The organism is Mesorhizobium sp. M8A.F.Ca.ET.165.01.1.1 (genome assembly GCF_004792065.1).
In the GTDB taxonomy this organism is placed as follows: Bacteria; Pseudomonadota; Alphaproteobacteria; order Rhizobiales; family Rhizobiaceae; genus Mesorhizobium.
The window spans coordinates 150,829-171,281 of sequence record NZ_SRTH01000006.1; the positions used below are offsets into that span (position 1 = coordinate 150,829).

Here is a 20,453-nt window from a genome sequence, read left to right on the forward strand (position 1 = left end):
CAGGCTTCTCCTTCACTCTGCGAAAATTCTGACGTCGGCGGCATCCCAGCCGAGTTCGACCTGGTCGCCCAATGCGACCGGCCGCCGGTCGGCTGCGTCGGCGGTTACACGCACGAGGAACGGCTTCGGCGACAGCGGCGTGCGGACATGCAGCTGCAGGTCGAGCCCCTGATAGGCCAGCACCTCGACCGTTCCGGTCGTCCGGTTCGCGGTATCCGCTGACGGGAACAGCCGGACGCGTTCGGGCCGCACCGACGCGACGGCAGCCGCCCCGGACGAAAGCGCTGCGGGGACCTTGCCGGCGATGCGCGCGCCATTCGCGGCCACGACGCCATCGGCTGACACCTTGCCCGGGATAAAATTCATCACGCCGATGAAGTCGGCGACGAAACGCTCAGCCGGATGCTCATAGACCGCATGCGGCGTGTCGCATTGCAGCAGCTTGCCGTCTTTCAGCACCGCCATGCGGTCGGCCATGACCAGCGATTCCTCCTGATCATGGGTGACGATGACAAAGGTGATGCCGACCTCGTGCTGCAGGCGCTTCAATTCCAGCTGCATGGCGCCGCGCAGCTTCTTGTCGAGCGCGCCGAGCGGCTCGTCGAGCAGCAGCAAGCGCGGGCGCTTGACCAGGGCGCGGGCGAGCGCCACGCGCTGCTTCTGACCGCCCGATAGTTGCTCCGGCTTGCGGTCGGCGAAGGGCACGAGTTCGGTGGTCGCCAGGATGGCGTCGACGCGCGCGCGGATTTCTTTAGCCGGCAAGCGCTCCATCTCCAGCCCATAGGAGACATTGGCCCGCACGCTCATATGCGGGAACAGCGCGTAGGACTGAAACATCAGATTGACCGGCCGCTTGTTGGGCGGCATCCTGGCGATGTCCTTGCCGTCGAGCAGGATGCGCCCATCGCTCGGCGTCTCGAAGCCGGCCAGCATGCGCAAGAGCGTGGTCTTGCCGCAGCCCGATGGACCGAGGAGCGCGAAGAACTCGTTCTCCCTGATATCCAGCGAGATGCCGTCGACGGCGGTGACGCGGCCGAAATTCTTCGACACACGATCGATGGCCAGCAGCGTGCGCGGTTCGCTCATTGGCCGATCATTCCCCGGTTGAGCCGCTGCGACAGGGTCAGCGCGGTGACCGAGACCGCCATGACGATGGTGGCCAGGGCGTTGATCTCGGGTGTGATGCCGAAGCGGATCATGGCGTAGATCTGCATCGGCAGCGTGGTCGAGGCGCGGCCCGCGCCTGCGGTGAAGAAGGCGATGATGAACTCGTCGACCGAGAGCGTGAAGGCGAGCAGTGCGCCGGCAATCACGGCCGGCGCGATGACCGGCAAGGTGATCCGCCGGAAGGTGGCGATGGCGGAGGCGCCGAGATCGGTGGAAGCCTCGACGATCGACCAGTCGAAACTCTTCAGCCGGGCACGCACCACCGAGCAGACGAAGGCGAGGTTGAATACGACATGGGCGAGGATGATGGTGTGCAGGCCCATGGTGAGGTTGAGCATCGAAAAGAACGACAGGAGCGCGATTGCCAGCACGATGTCGGGAATGATCATCGGCGCGAAGATCAGCGCCTCGAGCCCCTTGCCATATTGCCGGCGCATCTCGACGCCGATCGCCAGCAGCGTGCCGAGCAAGGTGGCGATCGCTGTCGAGACCAGCGCCACGATCAGCGTGTTGAGGGCGGCGGAGAGGATCGCGGAATTGCCGGCCAGCGAGACGTACCATTTCAGCGAAAAGCCCGACCATGCCGTAGGCAGCCCGCCTTCGTTGAAGGACAGCGCCACCAGCACGGCGATCGGGATGTAGAGGAAGGCGAAGACGAGACTCAACACGAGCCAAAGCATGCGCCGTGTGGCTGGTGAGCGTTCAGCCATTCGCGTTGCCCTCGGCTTCCGCGGTGCGGCCAGAGGCGCGATTGGCGGCGATCGCTTGCGCCATCAGCACCAGCAGCATGATGGCGATCAGCGCCATTGCCAGGGCCGCGCCGAACGGCCAGTCATTGGCGGTCAGGAACTGGTCGTAGACAAGGTTGCCGATCATCTGGAAGCGGCCGCCGCCGAGCAGCGCCGGGGTGACGAAATTGCCGATCGACAGCACGAAGACGAAGACGGCGCCGGCGACGATGCCGGGCACGGTCAGCGGCAGGATGACACGGCGAAACGTCGTCATCGCCGAAGCGCCGAGATCGCGCGAGGCTTCGGCCAGTTCCGGGTTGAGCCGCGACAAAGGCGCGTAGCAGGCGAGGATGACGAAGGGCAGATAGTTGTAGACCAGGCCGGCGATGACCGCGCCTTCGGTGTAGAGCATCGAGGGCGGTTCACCGGTGTAGCCCACCCAGCGCAGGAGCTGGGTGATAAGCCCTTCGCGGTTGAGCAGCACGATCCAGGCATAGGTGCGGATCAGGTAGTTGGACCAGAACGGCAGCACGGCGAAGAACAGGAACACCGGCTGCCAGCGGCGCGGGGCGGCCGCGATGGCATAGGCGGCGGCGTAGCCGATCACCACCGCGATCAGCGTGGCGATGCCGGCAATGCGCGCCGAGTTCAGGAAAATGCCGGCATAGAGCGGGTCGAAGACCTGCCCGAAATTCTCCAGCGTGAAGGTGTAGTCGATGCCGCCATAGATGCCGCGCCGGAAGAAGGCGAGCGCCAGCACCAGCGCGCATGGCACCACCATCAGCGCGGTCAACCAGACCAGCGCCGGGGCCATCAGCAAGGAGGAGCGGGATGATCGCATCACGCCGCGCCCTCGCTGGCAGCAGGCGAGTTCCCCCTCACCCGGATTGCCAACCGAATTGCGAAGGGCAATTCGGGACAATCCGACCTCTCCCCGAGGGGAGAGGAGCGCGCCAGAGCTGGCTCCAGCCTCTTCTCCCCGCCGGGGAGAAGGTGGCCGCGAAGCGGCCGGATGAGGGGGCGCTGCGCTGGAGATTGGCGAAGGCCCGCGAGCCAGCCGATCTCCCCGCTTAAGGGGGAGATGGCCGGCAGGTCAAAGGGGGGCGTGAAGGAACGCAAGCGTGATTCCAGCAATCGATCTTACTGCGCGGCCTTGATCTCGCTGACGATCTTGGAATAGTCGCGCTGGGCTTCGCCGACGTCACGCAACTGCTCGAACTTGACGAGGTCGGCCACCGGCATCGCCATGTTGGGAAATTTTGCCAGGAAATCGGCCGGCAGGCTTTCCATCGCCGGCTTGTTCGGAACCTTGTAGTCGATATTCTGGGCCGCCCAGGCGTGGTTCTTGGCATCGAGCATGAAGTTGATGAACTGGAACGCGGCATCCTTGTGCTCGGAGGCCTTCATCACCACCATCGTGTCGACCCAGAGATCCGAACCTTCCTTGGGAATGATGTATTTGATCTCCGGCTTGTCGGCGATGCCGTAATTGCACCAGCCGTCCCAGGCCTGGACCATCAGCGCTTCTCCGGAGACCAGTTTCGAATAGAAGGTGGTGTCGTCATAGGCGAGCAGGGTTTTCTTGGCCGAGATCAAGAGGTTCTTGACCTCGGCCATCTTGGCCGGATCTGTCTCGTTGACGGAGAAACCCTTGTCGAGCTGCCCGGCGGCGAGCAGCCAGCGATCAGTCGCCAGCATGGTGGTCTTGCCCTTCAGCTCATCCGATGGCGCCAGCAGGTCGCTCCAGCTCGTGGGCGCCGTCTTGACCAGGTCCGAGCGGTAGCAGAGGCCGGTCGTGCCCCAGGTGTAGGGCACGGAGAAAGTGTTGCCGACATCGTGCGGCAGCTTGGTCGCTTCGGGATAGAGGTTGGCGAGATTGGGGATCTTGGCGTGGTCCATCGGCTCGGTCAGGCCGAGCTTGTTCAGAACCTCGGCGAAGGGCGAGGAAACGAAAACCACGTCATAGCCCTTGCCGCCGGCGGCAATCAGCTTGCCCATGATCTCTTCATTGGTGGCGTGCACCACGACTTCGCCGGAAACGCCCGTCGCGGTCTTGAAAGACGCCATGGCATCGGGCGCCATGTAGCCGTCCCAATTGGAAATGACGAGGTCGGCGGCCATCGCCGGCGCGGACAGCGCCACGACAAGCCCGAGGGCGATCGAAGGCATTCTCAGCGCACGGCGCCGCAGGCTGGTAGCAGTCATGGCAGGCTCCCATTCCGGTTGGTTCGTCGAATTCGTGCTGGACCCGCGCGACATGCGCCGCTGCATCGATCCTGTTCCCGCGGTCTTTTGTCGCCGATTGCACTGACAGTACTATTGCAGAAAAAAGTACGTCAATCCATAATTTGACAACCGGCCTCGGAATCTGGCCGATTGCGTCCACGCCGGTGATGGGTCAAATCAACGAGGTCACGTCCGTTCCACGAGAATGTCATGCAAGCCGCAACCCGACGACCTCGCACCAACCATCTCGATCTGGCCCAGCGCATCCTGGATGTGGCGCGGCAGCGTGGCTTCGCGCCCGGCGCACGCCTGCCCGAGCAACAGATCGCCTCGCTGTGCAATGTCTCGCGCACTCCGGTCCGGGCGGCGCTCAGCCTGCTCGCGGAGCAGGGTGTCGTGCGCTGGGAGGCGGACACCGGATATCACTTGGCGATCGACCTCGCCGCGCAGCCGGCGATATCAGCCGAATTGCCCGCCGCCGAGGAAGACGAGCTTGCCGAGGCCATCCTGCGCGACCGTTCGGCGCGGCGCCTCGACCAGACAGTGACCGTCGCAGGGCTGATGCGGCGGTACAGTGCCGAACGGAAAACGGTACTAAAATCTCTGAACAGACTGACGGAGGAGAATCTTCTCGATCGCGCACCAGGTCAGTCCTGGTTGTTCCGGCGCGCCCCTGATGACCCGGAGGCGCAAGGCGAGAGCTACGAGTTCCGGCTGCTTTTGGAGCCCGCCGCCATCCTGACGCCCGGCTTCCGGCTCGACGGCGCGCGCGCCGCGATGTTGCGCCAGGGCATGGAGGCGCTATCGGCGCTGCCCGACGCCGCGTTCGATACACGCGAGTTCCAGCGGCTCGACATCGATTTCCACGGCATGATCGCCGAAGGCAGCGCCAACCGCTTCGTCGCCGACGCGCTGGCCGATCACCTCAGGCTGCGGCGGCTTCCGGGCATCTATGCCGGCGTCAACGTCTTCCGGCTGAAGCAATCGTTGCGCGAACACCTGAACATACTCGACCATCTTGAGAGCCGGCAGTATGAGGTTGCTGCCGATCTGCTGCGCATCCACCTGCGGCTGTCGCGCAGCCAGCGGCCGCAGGCGGCCAGTCGCGGCGCTCCCGCGCTGTTCGGCATGATCAGCCGGCCGGAATGAAGAGGATTTAATTGACGCGTAGAGCGAGCCCGACCATCGCGCTGTTTCCCGAGGCCAGTTTCGGGGCGGCGTTGAATTGCGTCGGCATCGCGCAGGCGCTGCGCGCGAAGGGCGCGCGGCCGGTGTTCATCTGCCATGCCGGCTTCTCCGGCGTCTTTGCCGACTATGGTTTCCAGGAATACCAGCTGCCGACCGAGGAGCCGCTGAGCGACAGCGAGCGCCAGAGCTACTGGCAGGCGTTCGTGCGCCGGCATCTGCCGCATTTCAGGCTGAGCCCGATCGACCAGCTCGAAACCTATGTCGCGCCGACCTGGCAGGCGATCGTCGACACGGCGGTCAATGCCGAGGCGCCGCTGCGCCAATTGCTGGCGCGGCTGAAGCCCGACGCGGTGGTGCTCGACAATGTCATCATGTTCCCGGCGATAGCGGCAGCCGGCTGCCCGTGGGTGCGCGTCGTTTCCTGCGCCGAGACGGAACTTCCGGACAACGCCGTGCCGCCCTATCTGTCGGGCCTCGGCGCTGGCGATCCGCAACGCGCGGCGTTCGAGGCGCGATATCTCGCAGCCTCGGCGCCGGCGCATGACCGCTTCAACCGCTTTCGCGCCGATTGCGGCCTAGCGCCGCTGCCGAAGGGCCTGTTTCTTGAAACCTCACCCGATCTCAATCTGCTCTTGACGCCGGCGATCGTGCGCCGCGAACGCGCCGAGCCGCTCGACCCCGAGCGCTTCGTCTATCTCGAAGGCTGCGTGCGGTCGGAAGGGCCATTCGAGGTGCCGGTTTTCCCGCGCAATGGCGGGCCGCTGGTCTATGTCAGCTTCGGCAGTCTCGGCGCAATGGATGTCGGCCTGATCGAGCGCATGCTTGCCGTATTCGACCGGCTGCCGGCCCGCTTCATCGTCAATGTCGGTGGCCTGCGCGATGCCTACCGCGCGGTGCCCGACAATGTCTACCTCGACGCCTGGTTTCCGCAGCCCTCCGTGGTGGCGAAGTCGGACTTGTTCATCCACCACGGCGGCAACAACAGCTTTTGCGAAGCGCTGCGCTTCGGCGTGCCTTCGCTGATCATGCCCTATTGCTGGGACGGGCACGACAATGCGCAACGCGCCGGCGAAACCGGCGTCGGCGACCATATCGGCCGTGACGGCTGGACCGAAGGGGGATTGGAGAGAGCCATTCTCGGCCTGCTGGCCGATGACGCCATGCGCGCCCGCCTCAGGGACAATGCAGCCGAGATGGCGCTGAAACCCGGAACGGACGTGGCCGCGCAAGCCATTCTCTCCCTGATACGGACATGAACGAAATGCTCGATAAGAATACGAATACCGCAAACCTCTTCAATGGCAACGACCCCAAGGCCTGGCTTACGCAGCATGGCATCACCGAGATCGAGTGCCTGGTGCCCGACATGAACGGCGTGCTGCGCGGCAAGGCGCTGCCGACCGCCAAATTCCTCAAGGCGCTGGAAGACCGCGCGCTCTACCTGCCGAGCAGCGCCTTCCTGGTCAGCATCGACGGCCGTTATTCAGGCTCGATCGACGAGGGTTTTGCCTATTCGGACCCCGACATGCGCATGGTGCCCGATGTCTCGACGCTGTGCCTGGCGCCGGGCGCAGGGGCGGGGAAGGCCTATGTTTTTGCCGATGTCTTTCATATGGATGGCAGGCCGTGGATGGCTTCGCCGCGTCATGTGCTGCGCGCCGTGCTCGATCTCTATCGCCAGCGCGGCTGGCGCGCGGTGGTCGCACCCGAGCTCGAATTCTACCTTACCGCGCCCAATCCCGATCCGGACAAGCCGCTGACCGCGCCGGTCGGAGCCAATGGCCGCGCCGAGGGCGTGCAGCATCCCTATGACATGGCGGCGCTGGAAGAATTCGAGCCGGTGATCCGGCGTATCTATGACTATTCAGCGGCAGCCGGACTGCCCCTCGACACGCTGATCCATGAATCGGGCACGGCGCAGCTCGAAATCAATCTGCTGCATGGCGACGCCCTGCCGCTCGCCGACCAGGTGCTTTTGTTCAAGCGGTTTACGCGGCAGGCCGCGCAGCAATGCGGCATGCATGCGACCTTCATGGCCAAGCCGATCGCGGTCCAGGCGGGCAGCTCCATGCATCTGCACATGTCCGTCGTCGACGAGGCCGGCAACGCGCTTTTCGCCGGCAGCGACGATGCCGACACCGGGATGTTCGGCCATTTCATCGGCGGCCTGCAGAAGTACATTCCCGAAATCATGCCGCTGTTCGCGCCCAACGTGAACTCGTTCCGCCGCATAAGGCCGAACCACAGCGCGCCGGCCAACATCGAGTGGTCGCATGACAACCGCTCCTGCGGCCTGCGCGTGCCGGCCGGCGGGCGCATGGCGCGGCGGGTGGAGAACCGGCTGCCGGGTGCCGATTCCAATCCCTATCTGGCGATCGCCGGTTCGCTGCTTGCCGGCTATCTCGGTGTCGAGCAGAAGCAGGCGCGCTCGGCCGAGGCGTCGGGCAATGCCTACAAGATCAAGAGCACGCTGCCGAAGACCATGGAGGAGGCGCTCGACCGCTTCACCGCGTGCGACCCGGTGCGGGCATTGCTGGGCGAGGACTTCTTCCAGACCTATCTGCGCGTCAAGAGCGTCGAGCTCGACCTGTTCCAGAGCGTGGTGACGAGCTGGGAACGCGACCACCTCTTGCTGAAGGTGTGATCATGGCATCTTCGACGGGTTTCAATTCCGGTCTCGATATCGGCAAATCCTATTATGTCGCGACCGCCAATCCGGCGCCGGAACACGCGGCCCTTGCGGGCGATGTCGAGGCGGATCTGGTCGTCGTCGGCGGCGGCTGCACCGGCCTGTCGGCCGCCCTTCACGCGGCCGAGCGCGGCCTCAAAGTGGTGCTGCTCGAAGGCGGCAGGATCGGCTGGGGCGCGTCGGGCCGCAATGGCGGCCAGATGATCCCCGGCCTGCGCAAGGGCGCCAAGGGTCTGGTCAAGCTCTACGGACCCGAGCGGGCGAAGGTGCTGTTCGACCTCGCCTTCGAGGCACGCGGCCTGGTGCTCGGCATCATCGAGCGCCATGCCATCGACTGCGACCTCAGGCTGACCGGCCATCTGGTCGGCGCGGTCAACGGCTCCGACCTCAGGGATCTCGAGGAAGAGGCCAAATGCCTCAAGAGCGTGATGAAATTCCGCGACGTCGAGATCCTGTCGGCGGCGGACGCGCGGGCCAAGGTCGACACGCCTTATCAGGGCGCGATGTATGAGCCGCTCGGCGGCCACATGCATCCACTCAACTATACGCTCGGGCTTGCCCGCGCGGCTGTCGCGGCCGGCGTCACCATCCACGAGAATTCGGTGGCGGTGAAACTGGAGCGGGAGCCGTCGATCCGGGTTTCGACATCAAAGGGATCGGTGCGGGCCAAGCATGTGGTGCTGGCGGGCGACGCGCTGCTCAACGGGCTGGAGCCGCGCGTCAACAGCCGCATCATGCCGGTCGGCAACTACATCGTCGCCACCGAGCCGCTGGAGGGCAAACGCAACGTCATCCCCGCCAATGTCGCGGTGTCCGACACGCGCTTCGTCGTCAACTATTACAGGATGTCCGCGGACGGGCGGCTGTTGTTCGGCGGCGGCGAGCGCTACACGCCGTCACCGCCGGCCGATATAGCCGGCTTCGTGCGGCCGCACATGGAAGGCACCTTCCCGCAGCTCAAGGGATGCCGCATCGATCATGCCTGGGGCGGGCTGGTATCGGTGACGACGTCGCGGCTGCCGCATGTCGGGCACTATGGCGAGGTCTATTTCGCGCATGGCTATTCCGGCAAGGGCGTCATCCTGTCGACACTGTCGGGCAAGCTGCTCGCCGAAGCGATCACCGGCGATGCGTCGCGGCTCGACCTGTTCTCGACGCTGACCCCGATGCCGTTCCCGGGCGGCACGGCGCTGCGCGGGCCACTCTATGTGCTGGGGATGTTGTGGTACGCGATGCGGGATCGGATGAAGCATTGAGGGGCTAACGATCAGAGGCTGGCGGGACCGCGCCCCCCTCTGTCCTGCCGGACATCTCCCCCACGAGGGGGGAGATTGGCAGCTTTGGCGCCCCGCCTTTTCCTTGCAAATGTTAAATTTGGCGAAAGCCGGCGTAGCATCCGATCCCCCCCCAAGTGGGGGAGATGCCCGGCAGGGCAGAGGGGGGCGCTGGCCCGCCGACGTCGGAAGGCTAGCAAGGCCTCTTACACCACAAAAAAATCCTCGATACGCTGCCTGGCATCCAGCAGCGCCGGCAGGATCTCCCGTTCCATCTCCGCGACCGAAAACCGTGCCGACTGTGTAGAGACATTGATCGCCGAGACCGTGCGTCCGGACCTGTCGCGGATCGGCACGGCGATGGAGCGCAGGCCGAGTTCCAGCTCCTCGTCGACGATGGCGAAGCCATCCGTTCCAGCCTTGCCGATGGTGTTCGCCAGCAATGACCTGTCGGTAATCGTCTTCGGCGTCCGGCGTTCGATGGCTGCGTGGCTAAGAAATGCGTCGAGCTCATCCGCCGTCAGCCCGGCGAGCAGCATCCGGCCCATCGAGGTGCAATAGGCGGGCAGCCTGGTGCCGACATCGAGCGAGACGCTCAGGATACGGCGGCCAGGAATACGGGCGACATAGACGACATCCTCGCCCGACAAGATCGCCGCCGAGCAAGCTTCGTTCAACTGCGCCGCCACCGCACGCATGATCGGCGCGGCGAAGCTCCACAGCGAGGCGCCTCCGAGCCAGGTGCGGGCGACGGTCAGCAGGCGCGGCGACAGGGAGAACACACGGCCGGATTGAGTCGCGTAGCCGGTGGCGACCAAGGTCAGCAGGAAGCGACGGGCGCCGGCGCGGGTCAGGCCGGCTTCCTCGGCCATTTCGGTCAGGGTCATGCCCGCAGGATGCCGGGCCAGGATTTCCATCACGGCAAGACCGCGCCCGAGCGAGCCGACTTGATCACGGGAAACGGCCTCTTCGTCCATCTCATCTCCGGGCGACGTCAGGATTGACTCCGCGTCATAGGGTAGCTTAAAAAGTATCACATATAAAACAAAAGTTCGCAATACGAACTTTTGGAGTTGGAGTCTAGGTGATGGTCAAGTTCCTGTCGCTCAAGCAAGCCGTCGCGGAGAACCTGAACAATGGCGACTCCGTCGCCTTCGAAGGCTTCACCCATCTGATCCCGACAGCTGCCGCGCATGAGGCGATCCGCCAGGGGTTTCGCGACCTGACCCTGATCCGCATGACACCCGATCTGATCTACGACCAGATGATTGGCATGGGCATGGCGAAGAAAATCGTCTTCTCCTATGTCGGCAATCCCGGTGTCGGCCTGCTGCGGCGCGCCCGCGATGCGATCGAGAACGCTTTTCCCCGGTCGATCGAGGTCGAGGAGCACAGCCATGCCGGCATGGCCAACGCCTATGAGGCGGGCGCGGCCGGCCTGCCTTGCGCGGTGTTCCGTGGCTATCGCGGCGCCGGGCTGGCCGCAGTCAATCCGAACATTAAGTCGGTCACGTGTCCGTTCACCGGCGAGGTGCTGGCGGCCGTGCCGTCGATCCGGCCCGATGTCACCTTCATCCATGCGCAGAAGGCCGACAAGAAAGGCAATGTGCTGGTCGAGGGCATCATCGGCATCCAGAAGGAAGCCGTGCTGGCGGCCAGGCGCGCCGTCGTGACGGTCGAGGAAGTGGTCGACAATTTCGACGACCTGCACCCGAACCTCACCGTGTTGCCGCGCTGGACCATCGCGGCGATCTCGGTGGTGCCGGGCGGCTCGCATCCGTCCTACGCGCATGGCTATTATGCCAGGGACAATGCCGCCTATCTCTCATGGGACGAGATCGCCGCCGACCGCGAGAAATTCCAGGCATGGATGCAGGCGAACGTGATCGAGAAGAACGCCGACGATTTCGCGGCGCGGGTCGAGCATCTGAGGAAAGCGGCATGAGCGACGATCAAAAGCGCTTGGGCTTCACGCCCAACGAGATGATGACGATCGCCGCCAGCCGGGCGTTGGGGAATGACGATGTCTGCTTCGTCGGCATCGGCGCGCCGTCCGCCGCCTGCAACGTGGCGCGGCTGACGCATGCGCCCGACATCACGCTGATCTACGAGAGCGGCACGATCGGCACCGCGCCCGACGTGCTGCCGCTGTCGATCGGCGACGGCGAATTGTGCGAGACGGCGGTGACCACCGTCGCGGTGCCGGAGATGTTCCGCTACTGGCTGCAGGGCGGCCGCATTTCGATCGGCTTTTTGGGTGCCGCCCAGCTCGACAAGTTCGGCAACATCAACACCACGGTCATCGGCGACTATTTTCATCCCAAGACCAGGCTGCCGGGTGGCGGCGGCGCGCCGGAGATCGCGACGTCGTCGAAGGAAATCTACATCACCATGGCGCAGACCAAGCGCGGCATGGTCGAAAAGATCGACTTCTTCACCTCGTTCGGCCATGGCGAGGGCGGCGATCATCGCAGGCGGCTCGGCATCGACACAGCGGGCCCGACCTTGCTGATCACCGACCTGGCCATCTGGAAGCCGGATCCTCTGACCAAGGAATTCACGGTCGTGTCCCTACATCCCGGCGTTACCCGCCAGCAGGTGCAGGAAAGCTGTGGCTGGGTGGTTAAGTTCGCCGAGGCGCTTGACGAAACGCCGGCGCCAAGCGAACTCGAACTCGAGACATTGCGTGACCTGCAGGCCCGCACCAAGGCGGCGCATGAGGGGACCGGAAAAGGGAAAGCAGCCTGACATGGCCGAGGCCTATATTTGCGACTATATCCGCACGCCGATCGGCCGCTTCGGCGGTTCGCTATCCTCGGTACGCACCGACGACCTTGGCGCCATCCCGTTGAAGGCTTTGCTTGAGCGCAATGCCGGGATCGACTGGCAGGCGGTGGACGACGTCGTCTATGGCTGCGCCAACCAGGCCGGCGAGGACAACCGCAACGTGGCGCGCATGGCGCTGCTGCTGGCCGGCCTGCCGCAGGAGATTCCGGGCTCGACCGTCAACCGGCTGTGCGGCTCGGGCATGGACGCGCTGACCATCGCCGCGCGCGCCATCAAGGCCGGCGAAGCGGAATTGATGATCGCAGGCGGCGTCGAATCGATGAGCCGGGCGCCCTTCGTCATGCCGAAGGCCGACACCGCCTTTTCGCGCAATGCCGAGATCTACGACACCACCATCGGCTGGCGCTTCGTCAACCCGCTGATGAACAAGCTGTATGGCGTCGATTCCATGCCGGAGACCGGCGAGAACGTGGCGGAAGACTTCGCTGTTTCCCGCGCGGACCAGGACGCCTTTGCCGTCCGCAGCCAGGACAAGGCGGTCGCGGCACAAGCCAATGGCCGGCTGGCGAAGGAGATCACCCCGGTGACGATCCCGCAGCGCAAGGGCGATGCGGTCGTCGTGTCGAAGGACGAGCATCCCCGCGCCGGCACCACGGTCGAGGCGCTGGCCAAACTGCCGACGCCGTTCCGGCAAGGCGGCACGGTGACGGCCGGCAATGCCTCCGGCGTCAATGACGGCGCGGCGGCGCTGGTCGTTGCTTCCGAGGCAGCGGTGAGGAAATACGGGCTGACGCCGATCGCGCGCATCCTTGGCGGTGCCGCCGCCGGGGTCGCGCCGCGCATCATGGGCATCGGTCCGGCGCCGGCAACGCAAAAGCTATGCGCGCGGCTCGGGCTGACGCCGAAACAATTCGATGTCATCGAACTCAACGAAGCCTTCGCCTCGCAAGGCATCGCGGTGCTGCGCCAACTCGGCATCGCCGAGGACGCACCGCACGTCAATCCGAATGGCGGCGCCATCGCGCTCGGCCATCCCCTGGGCATGTCGGGCGCCCGCATCTCCGGCACGGCTGCGCTGGAGCTGCGGGAACGCGGCGGCCGCTATGCGCTGGCCACCATGTGCATCGGCGTCGGCCAGGGCATCGCCATCGCGCTCGAACGGGCCTGATCGGAGACTGCAAATTGCCAGGGTTGGCGCCGCCCCTCATCGCCCTGCCGGGCACTTCTCCCCGTATAGTGACGGGGAGAAGGAAGCTGGCGGCAATGCCGGCGCCCTCCTTTGAACGCCGGTGATTGGCGAAACCGGCAATGACAGGCCCCTCTCCCCGTCACTATACGGGGAGAGGATGCCGGCAGGCAGGTGAGGGGCGGCGGCAACCTGAAGCGATTGGCCGCTCTCAAATTTGACCATGTGGACAAAAGTCTAGACCCGTTCCATAGTTCCTCGTCTGACATTCTTAGGGAACGGCCGGCTCGACACGGCTGTCGAACAGAGGGGCACTTCAATGGAAGACCGGAAGAACAAATCTCATTTGATCCGCGAAGGGCTCTCGCGGCGCAACGTGCTCGAACTGGGCGCGCTGGGTTTCGCTGCGGCGATGCTGCCGGGTGCGGCCTTCGCGGCGGGCAAGAAACTGAAGGTGGCGGCTATCTTCGCCACGCCGATCGAGGAACCCTGGGACAACCAGATCCACGTCGCACTGCAGAAGGCCGAAAAGGAACTCGGCATCGAATACAAATGGTCCGAGAAGGTGCAGACCGCCGACTTCAGCCGTGTCATGCGCGAATATGCGCAGGGCGGGTACCAGCTGGTGCTGGGCGACGCCTTCGCCGCCGAGCGTGAATCGCGCCGCACGGCCAAGCAGTTCCCCAAGACCGCATTTCTGTTCGGCTCAGGCGCGGGGCCGGCCGAACCCAATTTCGGCGTCTTCGACAACTGGATCCACGAGCCTGCTTATCTCTCCGGCATGATCGCCGGCAAGATGTCGAAGTCGGGTACGGTCGGCGCGGTGGCGGCGATGGGCATTCCGGAAGTGAACCGGCTGGTCAATGCCTTCTTCGCCGGCGCCAAGGAGGTCAATCCGAACGTCAAGAAGAAGGTCGCCTTCATCGGTTCCTTCTTCGATCCGCCCAAGGCCAAGGAAGCGGCGGTGGCGCAGATCGACGCCGGCGTCGACGTCATCTATGCGGAACGCTTCGGCGTCATCGAGGCGGCGGTCGAGAAGAAGATCCTCGCCATCTCCAACATGTCCGACCAGTCGAGCCTCGGCCCCGATACGGTCATCACCGGCCCGGTCTGGGACATGTACCCGACGGTCGAGCAAGCGATCAAGCTGGTCAAGGCCGGCGTCTACACGGCGCAGGACTACGGCGATTTCTCGCGCATGGCCAAGGGCGGCTCCTATCTCGCGCCCTTCCACAAGTTCGACAAGACCTTGCCCGCCGAGGTCAAGGATCTGGTCGAGAAGAAGAAGGCCGAGATCCTGGAAGGCAATTTCCGGGTGGATGTCGACGAGAATACGCCGGTTTCGGATTGAGTTCTGATCTTTAGGGGTTGGTGCTAGGCGCCCCTCTGTCCTGCCGGACATCTCCCCCTCAAGGGGGGAGATTGGCAGCTTCGGTCTTTGCGCCTTTCCTCCGACGTGGAAGATTGGCGAAAGCGCCGATGACATCTGATCTCCCCCCTTGAGGGGGAGATGGCCGGCAGGCCAGAGGGGGTGCAGCGTTGCCCTCTGCGGTTAGTCACCGGATCGCAAGTCAGGAGCACCCTTGCCCGCCCCACTCATCGAAATGCGCGGCATCACCAAGAGCTTCGGCGCCGTCAAGGCGAACGAGGCTGTCGATCTCAGCGTGGCGCCAGGAGAAATCCTCGGTTTGCTCGGCGAGAACGGCGCCGGCAAGACCACATTGATGAACGTGCTGTTCGGCGCCTATGCGCCGGATGCCGGCGAGATCCTGATCCAGGGCCGGCCGGTGCGGATCAGCAGCTCGGCCGACGCGCTGGCTGCCGGCATCGGCATGGTGCACCAGCATTTCCATCTGGCGCCACGGCTGACAGTGCTGGAAAACCTGCTCATCGGCATTCCCGGCAAGTCGGGGCGGATCGATCGCGCCGGCGGGCTGGCGCGGCTTGCTGAAATCAGCAGCCAGCATGGGCTGACGCTCGACCCCAATCTGCCGGTCTCGGCACTGTCGGTCGGCGAGCAGCAGCGGCTCGAAATCGTCAAGGCGCTGTTTCGCGGCGCCAAGCTCTTGATCCTCGACGAACCGACGGCGGTGCTGGCGCCAAGCGAGGTCGACGGGCTGTTTTCGGCGTTGCGGTCGATGGCGGCGCAGGGGCTCGGCATCATCTTCATCTCGCACAAGCTCAACGAGGTGCGGGCGCTGACGCATCGCTGCACCGTGCTGCGGCATGGCCGCGTCGCCGGCCGTGTCGATGATCCGGCAAACACGACATCGGCTGCAATGGCGCAATTGATGTGTGGCCACGAAATCGTGCCGCCGGCGCGCGGGCCATCGACACCGGGCGCCGATGTGCTGACCCTCGACGGCATTTCCACCTCACGGCATTCGGGCACCGCGTTGCGCGATGTGTCGCTTGTGGTGCGTGCTGGCGAGATTCTCGGCATCGCGGGAGTCTCGGGCAATGGCCAGCGAGCGCTGGCGGAGGTGATCTCGGGCGTGCGCGCGCCCGACAGCGGTCAAATGACGATAGCCGGCAAACAGGTCGTGCACTTCTCGCCGCGCGAGGTGCAGGCGCTGGGCCTTGGCCGCATCCCGGAAGACCGCATGACGACGGGGCTGGTCACCAATCTGCCACTCGCCGATTCGATGGTGCTGCCGCGCATCGGCACATCAGCTTTCTCCGCCAGGGGGCTGCTCAAGCCGGATGCGATCCGCGCTTTCGCCGAAGAACAGATCAAGGCCTATGATATCAGATGTCCTGGGCCGATGACGCGCGCCGGCGCGCTGTCCGGCGGCAATCTGCAGAAGGCGCTGCTGGCGCGCGAGCTTGCCTTTGACCCAAAGGTTCTGATCGTCTCGCAGCCGACGCGCGGCCTCGACATTGGTGCGGCCCGTTTCATCCACGAAAAATTCCTCGACATGCGCGCCAAGGGCTGCGGCATCATCGTCATCGGCGAGGATCTGGAAGAACTGCTGGTGCTCTGCGACCGCATCGCGGTGATGTATGAGGGCCGCATCGCCGGCACGCTCGACAGCGCCGATGCGAGTGTTGCGCGGCTCGGCCTGCTGATGACCGGCGCGGAGGGCCACGGCTGATGTTCCGCCTGGAAGCTCGTACCTCCACGCCCGCCTGGTTCAACCTCGCTTTGCCGCTGCTGGCCATCGTGGCGACGCTTGTCTTGTGCAGCGGCCTGATCGCGCTGGCCGGGGCTGGCGTGTTCGAATCCTATGGTGTGATGTTCACGGCCTCGCTCGGCGACAGCTATGCCATCACCGAGACGCTGGTGCGCGCGGCACCGATGATCTTTACCGGGTTGGCGGTCGCCGTCGCCTTCCGGGCCAAGTTCTGGAACATCGGCGCCGAGGGGCAATTGCTGGCCGGCGCGGTGGCCAGTTGTTTCGTCGGCGCGATCCCGATGCCGGGGCCACTCGCCATGCTGCTCATGGCAATCGCCGGTGCTGCTGCCGGTGCGGCGGTGGCGCTTGTCCCCGCGGCGCTACGGGTCAAATTCAAGGTCGACGACGTCGTCAGTTCGCTGCTCCTCAACTCGGTCATCTACTACGCGCTGATGGCGCTGATCGAAGGGCCGTGGAAGGATAGCTTCAGCGGCTACCCGATCTCGCCGCCGATCGAGGATTCGGCAAACTTTCCGGTGCTGATCGAAGGCACGCGGCTGCATCTCGGCGTCATCGTGGCGCTGGTCGCGGCACCCTTGATCTGGTTCCTGATCGTGCGCACGACCCTTGGCTTCCGCATCCGCGTCACCGGTGAAAACCCGGAAGCCGCCAGATATGGCGGCATCCATGTTGAGCGGGTGCTGATCTCGACGGCATTGCTTTCCGGCGCGCTGGCCGGCCTTGCCGGTGTCGGCGAGGTCGGCGGCGTGCATTTCCAGGTGATGAGCGATATTTCGCCGGGCTACGGCTATTCCGGCATCGTCGTCGCCATGCTGGCGCGGCTCAACCCGCTCGGCGTGGTGCCGGCGGCGATCTTCCTTGCCGCCGTGATGACCGGTGCGGAAGCGATGTCGCGCGCGACCGGCGTGCCGGCGTTCCTCAGCGACGTCATCCAGGGCACGGCTCTGCTCGCCATGCTGGTCGCGCTGCTGTTCACCGCCTATCGGATCCGCCGCGTCGGGGTCGCCCGATGAGCGCCGTGCTGGAACAGATTTTTCAGGTCGGCTTTCTCGCCGCCATCATCCGCATCGCCACGCCGCTGGCCTTTGCCACGCTCGGCGAAATGTTCTCCGAACGGGCCGGCGTGCTCAATCTCGGCATCGAAGGCATCATGCTGCTATGCGCCATGACCGGCTTCACCGCCACCAGCCTCAGTGGCAGCCTGTGGCTTGGCGTGCTGGTGGCGGTGCTGACCGGCATGCTGATGGGCGCGCTGCATGCGCTGTTCACGGTGGCGCTCGGCCTCAGCCAGCATGTCTGCGGCATCGGCGTGACGCTGTTCTCATCGGGGCTTGCCTATTTCCTCTACCGGCTGATCTTCGGCCAGCAATCGGTGCCGCCAAGCATCAAGGGTTTTCAGACGCTGCCGATCCCGGTTCTGTCCGATATTCCGGTGCTCGGGCCGGCGGTGTTCAACCAGTTCGCGCTGGTCTACATGGCGATCCTGGCCATCCCGCTCGCTGCCTTCGTGCTCTACCGCACGCCATGGGGCCTGTCGGTGCGCATGGTCGGCGAGAACCCGCGTGCCGCCGATTCCGCCGGCGTCAGCGTCATTGCCACGCGCTTCCAGGCCGTCATCCTTGGCGGTGCACTGATGGGGCTCGCCGGCGCCTTCCTGTCGATGGCGCAGTTCAACGCCTTCACCTTCGGCGTGGTGTCCGGACGCGGCTGGGTGGCGATCGCGCTGGTCGTGTTCGGCCGCTGGGATCCGTGGCGCTCGGCGGGTGCGGCACTGCTGTTCGCCTTCGTCGATGCGCTCCAGCTGCGCATGCAAGCGAGCGGGCTCGGGCATATCCCTTACGAGGCGTTCCTGATGCTGCCCTTCATCTTTACGATTGTCGCCATGGCGGTGATGTCGCGCAACGCGGTGGCACCCTCGGCGCTGCTGAAGCCGTTTCGACGAGAGGAGCGGTAGGCAAGAACCTTCCTGCATCGCTAGGGATGCCGCCATGCTGCGTCAGTCGATCGCTCAGATCGGCTTCAACAGCAATTTCACACCAATTTTTGGCGATCGATGAGAAAATAATTCTGCCACAGACCGAAAAATAGCAATCGACAAAGTCTACAAGTTTTATAGATTAACCGGCGAGACGGAGGTCGATATGTCCTATATCCAGAACGCCCAGACCGACAGCAGCGGCCAGAGGCTGGCCAATGCCCAGGGCTTTCGCCCGGCCTATGCCGGCGCTTTCGCCTATCTCGTCTTTGCCCTTGCATTCGTGTTCACCGGGGCAGTCGTGCTGGGCCTTATTCCCTAAGGCACCAGATCGGCAGGGGTAGCTGCCCCACGGCTTTCAGGCAATCGGAGTTGAATGAACCGGATCCCGGAGCGCTTTCGCGCCTGTGGATTCGCATTTCACAGCATCAGTGATTCCAGTGATGGAGGAGATGACAATGCCGATCGAATTCACTCATGTTCCCGGCAAGACCGCCGACGCGACGGTTCCCTTTTTCTATGACTTCGCAGAGACCGCGACCAAACTCGGGCTGATCGAGGACGGCGGTTTCCAGAAGATCGTCGTCGACGATTCGGCCGGGCTGCTGACCAACATGGATCTTGCCGCCCAGGTGCTCGACCGCACCTCTTCGCTGGAAGTGGTGCTCACCCATTGGGCCGGCGTGATCGAACCGACGGTGGCTGCCCGCCAGTTGGCGTCCATCGACAGGGGGAGCGGCGGACGGCTGGCGCTCAGGATGATCAGCGAGCCGTTGAACGACGACGATGCCGAGACACGGCCGGTCGGACATGGCGTCGTCTGGCAGCGGATCGACGAATATCTGGTGCTGTTGAAGCGGCTGTGGTCGAACGACCGTCCCTTCGACCACGAAGGTGCGTTCTACAGCATCAAGGGTGGTTATATCGAGCGCAAGGGTCCGCATGGCGCCGACCTCGTGATCCGTATGGGCGGGCAATCCGGAACTGCGCTGAAGGTGGCAGGCCGCCATGCCGATGTCTTCGAACTGGCGCCGGGTCCGATCGACGATATCAGGCAATTGATGGAGCGGGCGCGTCGCGCCGCGGCCGAACATGGCCGCGCCGGCAAACTGCGCTTCGCGCTTCCGGTCAGGATCCACCAAGGTGTTTCCGTCGCCGGCCAAAAGACGGTCGACCTCTCCGGGCCTCCGGCCCAGGTCGCGCTGTCGCTGCTTGCCTATGCGGCTCTCGGCATCGATGAGTTCATGGTCATCGGCGTCGACACGCCACACGAGATCGCGACGGCTGGCCGGGAAACCATTGCGTTGCTGCGCAACTCCCTGGCGCGCCGGGAGGCTAACGAATTCCACCACGGAGCTTATGCGCCTGGCGCTGGGCTGGAGACGCGAGCAGTGGGCTGAGGCCCGTCAATCTTCTGTTGCATGATGTCTGCCGGCAAGCCGCGACAGGCCATCGATGACGGCGTCCGAATCGGCCAGCACGCCGAAGACGCCGTCCTCGACCGTCACCATGTGCAACGCCGCTTCATGCGCCTTTTGATCACCGCTGGCGCAGGCGTCCGAAATGGTCAGGCACTGGAAATTGCGGTCACAGGCCTCGCGCAGCGTGGTGTGAACGCAGACATCCGTCGTGCATCCGGAAAACATCAGATGCGTGATGCCTCGCGCGCGCAGCACGAGCTCGAAATCCGTATAGGTGAAGGCGCTGTTGCAGGTCTTGTCGACGATGATGTCGTGCGGTGCGACATCGATCTCCGGAACGATCTGGAACCCCGCGCCCGAGCGCAGCAGGACGTCGGTGCCGTCGAGACCGGCGCGCTTGCGGCGCCATTTCTCATAGGGCGTGATGTCGGCCATGTCGGCGCGGTAACCCTGCCTGGTGTGGACGATGGTGAGCCCGGCCCTGCGCGCGGCCGCGATCAGGCGGTTCACCGTGGGCAGGATCGCCCGCAGCGGCGAGGGGTCATATCCCTTCCTGGCGAAATAGCCCGTTGTCGACAGGAAATCCTGTTGCAGGTCGATGACGATCAACGCAGTGTTTTGGGCCACCAGCCTGCCATCATAAGGGTAGTCGAAGGGTATTGCCTTGATCAT

General features: G+C 64.6%; 19 protein-coding genes. 13 read left to right on the plus strand and 6 right to left on the minus strand.

All coding sequences use genetic code 11. From position 1 onward, the window contains the following. Window positions 1-12: 12 nt before the first annotated feature. From EN808_RS18635 to EN808_RS18650, 4 genes are all read right to left on the minus strand, one after another. Window positions 13-1,086, minus strand: a complete 1,074-nt coding sequence (locus EN808_RS18635) for an ABC transporter ATP-binding protein (RefSeq protein WP_135916590.1) — start codon at window positions 1,084-1,086, stop codon at window positions 13-15. Continuing rightward, the gene (locus EN808_RS18640; protein ID WP_135916591.1) at window positions 1,083-1,877 is read right to left on the minus strand and encodes an ABC transporter permease; all 795 of its coding nucleotides are present in this window, start codon (window positions 1,875-1,877) and stop codon (window positions 1,083-1,085) included. The genes EN808_RS18635 and EN808_RS18640 overlap by 4 nt, the downstream gene beginning before the upstream one ends. After that, the gene (locus tag EN808_RS18645) at window positions 1,870-2,712 is read right to left on the minus strand and encodes an ABC transporter permease (protein WP_135916649.1); all 843 of its coding nucleotides are present in this window, start codon (window positions 2,710-2,712) and stop codon (window positions 1,870-1,872) included. Before EN808_RS18645 ends, EN808_RS18640 begins: the two co-directional genes overlap by 8 nt. Before the next feature lie 326 nt (window positions 2,713-3,038). Continuing rightward, window positions 3,039-4,103 (minus strand): spermidine/putrescine ABC transporter substrate-binding protein, encoded by a 1,065-nt coding sequence (locus EN808_RS18650; protein ID WP_127278191.1) that lies wholly within the window; start codon window positions 4,101-4,103, stop codon window positions 3,039-3,041. A 231-nt stretch (window positions 4,104-4,334) separates the two neighbouring features. On the opposite strand from EN808_RS18650, the gene EN808_RS18655 reads away from it, so the two are divergent. Genes EN808_RS18655 through EN808_RS18670 form a run of 4 tightly spaced genes read left to right on the plus strand, consistent with a single transcriptional unit; the run spans window position 4,335 to window position 9,257 of the window. Continuing rightward, entirely contained in the window at window positions 4,335-5,273 is a 939-nt protein-coding gene (locus EN808_RS18655) for a GntR family transcriptional regulator (protein WP_135883236.1), read from the plus strand. 11 nt (window positions 5,274-5,284) lie between these two features. Continuing rightward, window positions 5,285-6,568, plus strand: a complete 1,284-nt coding sequence (locus tag EN808_RS18660; protein WP_135916592.1) for a glycosyltransferase — start codon at window positions 5,285-5,287, stop codon at window positions 6,566-6,568. Between the two features lie 5 nt (window positions 6,569-6,573). Beyond that, window positions 6,574-7,956, plus strand: coding sequence for a glutamine synthetase family protein (locus EN808_RS18665; RefSeq protein WP_135916593.1), 1,383 nt, complete (start codon window positions 6,574-6,576; stop codon window positions 7,954-7,956). 2 nt (window positions 7,957-7,958) lie between these two features. After that, on the plus strand, window positions 7,959-9,257 hold the full coding sequence (locus tag EN808_RS18670; RefSeq protein ID WP_189524135.1) for an FAD-binding oxidoreductase: 1,299 nt from the start codon (window positions 7,959-7,961) through the stop codon (window positions 9,255-9,257). A 224-nt stretch (window positions 9,258-9,481) separates the two neighbouring features. Here the strand turns inward: EN808_RS18670 and EN808_RS18680 are convergent, their stop codons facing one another. Further along, the gene (locus EN808_RS18680) at window positions 9,482-10,252 is read right to left on the minus strand and encodes an IclR family transcriptional regulator C-terminal domain-containing protein (RefSeq protein WP_135916594.1); all 771 of its coding nucleotides are present in this window, start codon (window positions 10,250-10,252) and stop codon (window positions 9,482-9,484) included. A gap of 110 nt (window positions 10,253-10,362) precedes the next feature. Here EN808_RS18680 and EN808_RS18685 point away from each other — a divergent pair, with 110 nt between their 5' ends. The 9 genes from EN808_RS18685 to EN808_RS18735 all read left to right on the plus strand — a co-directional run bounded on the left by EN808_RS18685 (window position 10,363) and on the right by EN808_RS18735 (window position 19,760). Then, complete coding sequence (locus tag EN808_RS18685) at window positions 10,363-11,220, plus strand: CoA transferase subunit A (protein ID WP_135916595.1); 858 nt, start codon at window positions 10,363-10,365, stop codon at window positions 11,218-11,220. Continuing rightward, a complete protein-coding gene (locus EN808_RS18690) occupies window positions 11,217-12,023 on the plus strand; it encodes a CoA-transferase subunit beta (RefSeq protein WP_135916596.1) in 807 nt (268 codons plus the stop codon). Before EN808_RS18685 ends, EN808_RS18690 begins: the two co-directional genes overlap by 4 nt. Before the next feature lies 1 nt (window position 12,024). Further along, window positions 12,025-13,230: a 3-oxoadipyl-CoA thiolase gene (pcaF, locus tag EN808_RS18695; RefSeq protein ID WP_135916597.1), complete on the plus strand. Its 1,206-nt coding sequence runs from the start codon at window positions 12,025-12,027 to the stop codon at window positions 13,228-13,230. Window positions 13,231-13,567: 337 nt separating this feature from the next. Continuing rightward, a complete protein-coding gene (locus tag EN808_RS18705; RefSeq protein ID WP_135916598.1) occupies window positions 13,568-14,599 on the plus strand; it encodes a BMP family protein in 1,032 nt (343 codons plus the stop codon). Window positions 14,600-14,831: 232 nt separating this feature from the next. Further along, window positions 14,832-16,343 carry an ABC transporter ATP-binding protein gene (locus tag EN808_RS18715; RefSeq protein ID WP_135916599.1) on the plus strand — a complete coding sequence of 504 codons (1,512 nt, stop codon included), beginning with the start codon at window positions 14,832-14,834 and terminating at the stop codon, window positions 16,341-16,343. Then, on the plus strand, window positions 16,343-17,398 hold the full coding sequence (locus EN808_RS18720) for an ABC transporter permease (protein WP_135916600.1): 1,056 nt from the start codon (window positions 16,343-16,345) through the stop codon (window positions 17,396-17,398). Before EN808_RS18715 ends, EN808_RS18720 begins: the two co-directional genes overlap by 1 nt. Next, a complete protein-coding gene (locus tag EN808_RS18725) occupies window positions 17,395-18,339 on the plus strand; it encodes an ABC transporter permease (protein ID WP_135863337.1) in 945 nt (314 codons plus the stop codon). The genes EN808_RS18720 and EN808_RS18725 overlap by 4 nt, the downstream gene beginning before the upstream one ends. 187 nt (window positions 18,340-18,526) lie before the next feature. Continuing rightward, window positions 18,527-18,682 carry a hypothetical protein gene (locus EN808_RS18730; RefSeq protein WP_127279725.1) on the plus strand — a complete coding sequence of 52 codons (156 nt, stop codon included), beginning with the start codon at window positions 18,527-18,529 and terminating at the stop codon, window positions 18,680-18,682. A gap of 136 nt (window positions 18,683-18,818) precedes the next feature. Then, window positions 18,819-19,760, plus strand: a complete 942-nt coding sequence (locus tag EN808_RS18735; protein WP_135916601.1) for an LLM class flavin-dependent oxidoreductase — start codon at window positions 18,819-18,821, stop codon at window positions 19,758-19,760. A gap of 6 nt (window positions 19,761-19,766) precedes the next feature. Here EN808_RS18735 and EN808_RS18740 read toward each other — a convergent pair whose 3' ends face one another. Further along, window positions 19,767-20,453, minus strand: coding sequence for an isochorismatase family cysteine hydrolase (locus tag EN808_RS18740; protein ID WP_135916602.1), 687 nt, complete (start codon window positions 20,451-20,453; stop codon window positions 19,767-19,769).

What these genes read in the sequence shown, in the direction of transcription:
- EN808_RS18635 (WP_135916590.1), bottom strand. Translation starts at nt 1,086, where the DNA reads ATGAGCGAACCGCGCACGCTGCTGGCCATCGATCGTGTGTCGAAGAAT.
- EN808_RS18640 (WP_135916591.1), bottom strand. Translation starts at nt 1,877, where the DNA reads ATGGCTGAACGCTCACCAGCCACACGGCGCATGCTTTGGCTCGTGTTG.
- EN808_RS18645 (WP_135916649.1), bottom strand. Translation starts at nt 2,712, where the DNA reads ATGGCCCCGGCGCTGGTCTGGTTGACCGCGCTGATGGTGGTGCCATGC.
- EN808_RS18650 (WP_127278191.1), bottom strand. Translation starts at nt 4,103, where the DNA reads ATGACTGCTACCAGCCTGCGGCGCCGTGCGCTGAGAATGCCTTCGATC.
- EN808_RS18655 (WP_135883236.1), top strand. Translation starts at nt 4,335, where the DNA reads ATGCAAGCCGCAACCCGACGACCTCGCACCAACCATCTCGATCTGGCC.
- EN808_RS18665 (WP_135916593.1), top strand. Translation starts at nt 6,574, where the DNA reads ATGCTCGATAAGAATACGAATACCGCAAACCTCTTCAATGGCAACGAC.
- EN808_RS18670 (WP_189524135.1), top strand. Translation starts at nt 7,959, where the DNA reads ATGGCATCTTCGACGGGTTTCAATTCCGGTCTCGATATCGGCAAATCC.
- EN808_RS18680 (WP_135916594.1), bottom strand. Translation starts at nt 10,252, where the DNA reads ATGGACGAAGAGGCCGTTTCCCGTGATCAAGTCGGCTCGCTCGGGCGC.
- EN808_RS18685 (WP_135916595.1), top strand. Translation starts at nt 10,363, where the DNA reads ATGGTCAAGTTCCTGTCGCTCAAGCAAGCCGTCGCGGAGAACCTGAAC.
- EN808_RS18690 (WP_135916596.1), top strand. Translation starts at nt 11,217, where the DNA reads ATGAGCGACGATCAAAAGCGCTTGGGCTTCACGCCCAACGAGATGATG.
- pcaF (WP_135916597.1), top strand. Translation starts at nt 12,025, where the DNA reads ATGGCCGAGGCCTATATTTGCGACTATATCCGCACGCCGATCGGCCGC.
- EN808_RS18705 (WP_135916598.1), top strand. Translation starts at nt 13,568, where the DNA reads ATGGAAGACCGGAAGAACAAATCTCATTTGATCCGCGAAGGGCTCTCG.
- EN808_RS18720 (WP_135916600.1), top strand. Translation starts at nt 16,343, where the DNA reads ATGTTCCGCCTGGAAGCTCGTACCTCCACGCCCGCCTGGTTCAACCTC.
- EN808_RS18725 (WP_135863337.1), top strand. Translation starts at nt 17,395, where the DNA reads ATGAGCGCCGTGCTGGAACAGATTTTTCAGGTCGGCTTTCTCGCCGCC.
- EN808_RS18730 (WP_127279725.1), top strand. Translation starts at nt 18,527, where the DNA reads ATGTCCTATATCCAGAACGCCCAGACCGACAGCAGCGGCCAGAGGCTG.
- EN808_RS18735 (WP_135916601.1), top strand. Translation starts at nt 18,819, where the DNA reads ATGCCGATCGAATTCACTCATGTTCCCGGCAAGACCGCCGACGCGACG.
- EN808_RS18740 (WP_135916602.1), bottom strand. Translation starts at nt 20,453, where the DNA reads ATGATCAAGGCAATACCCTTCGACTACCCTTATGATGGCAGGCTGGTG.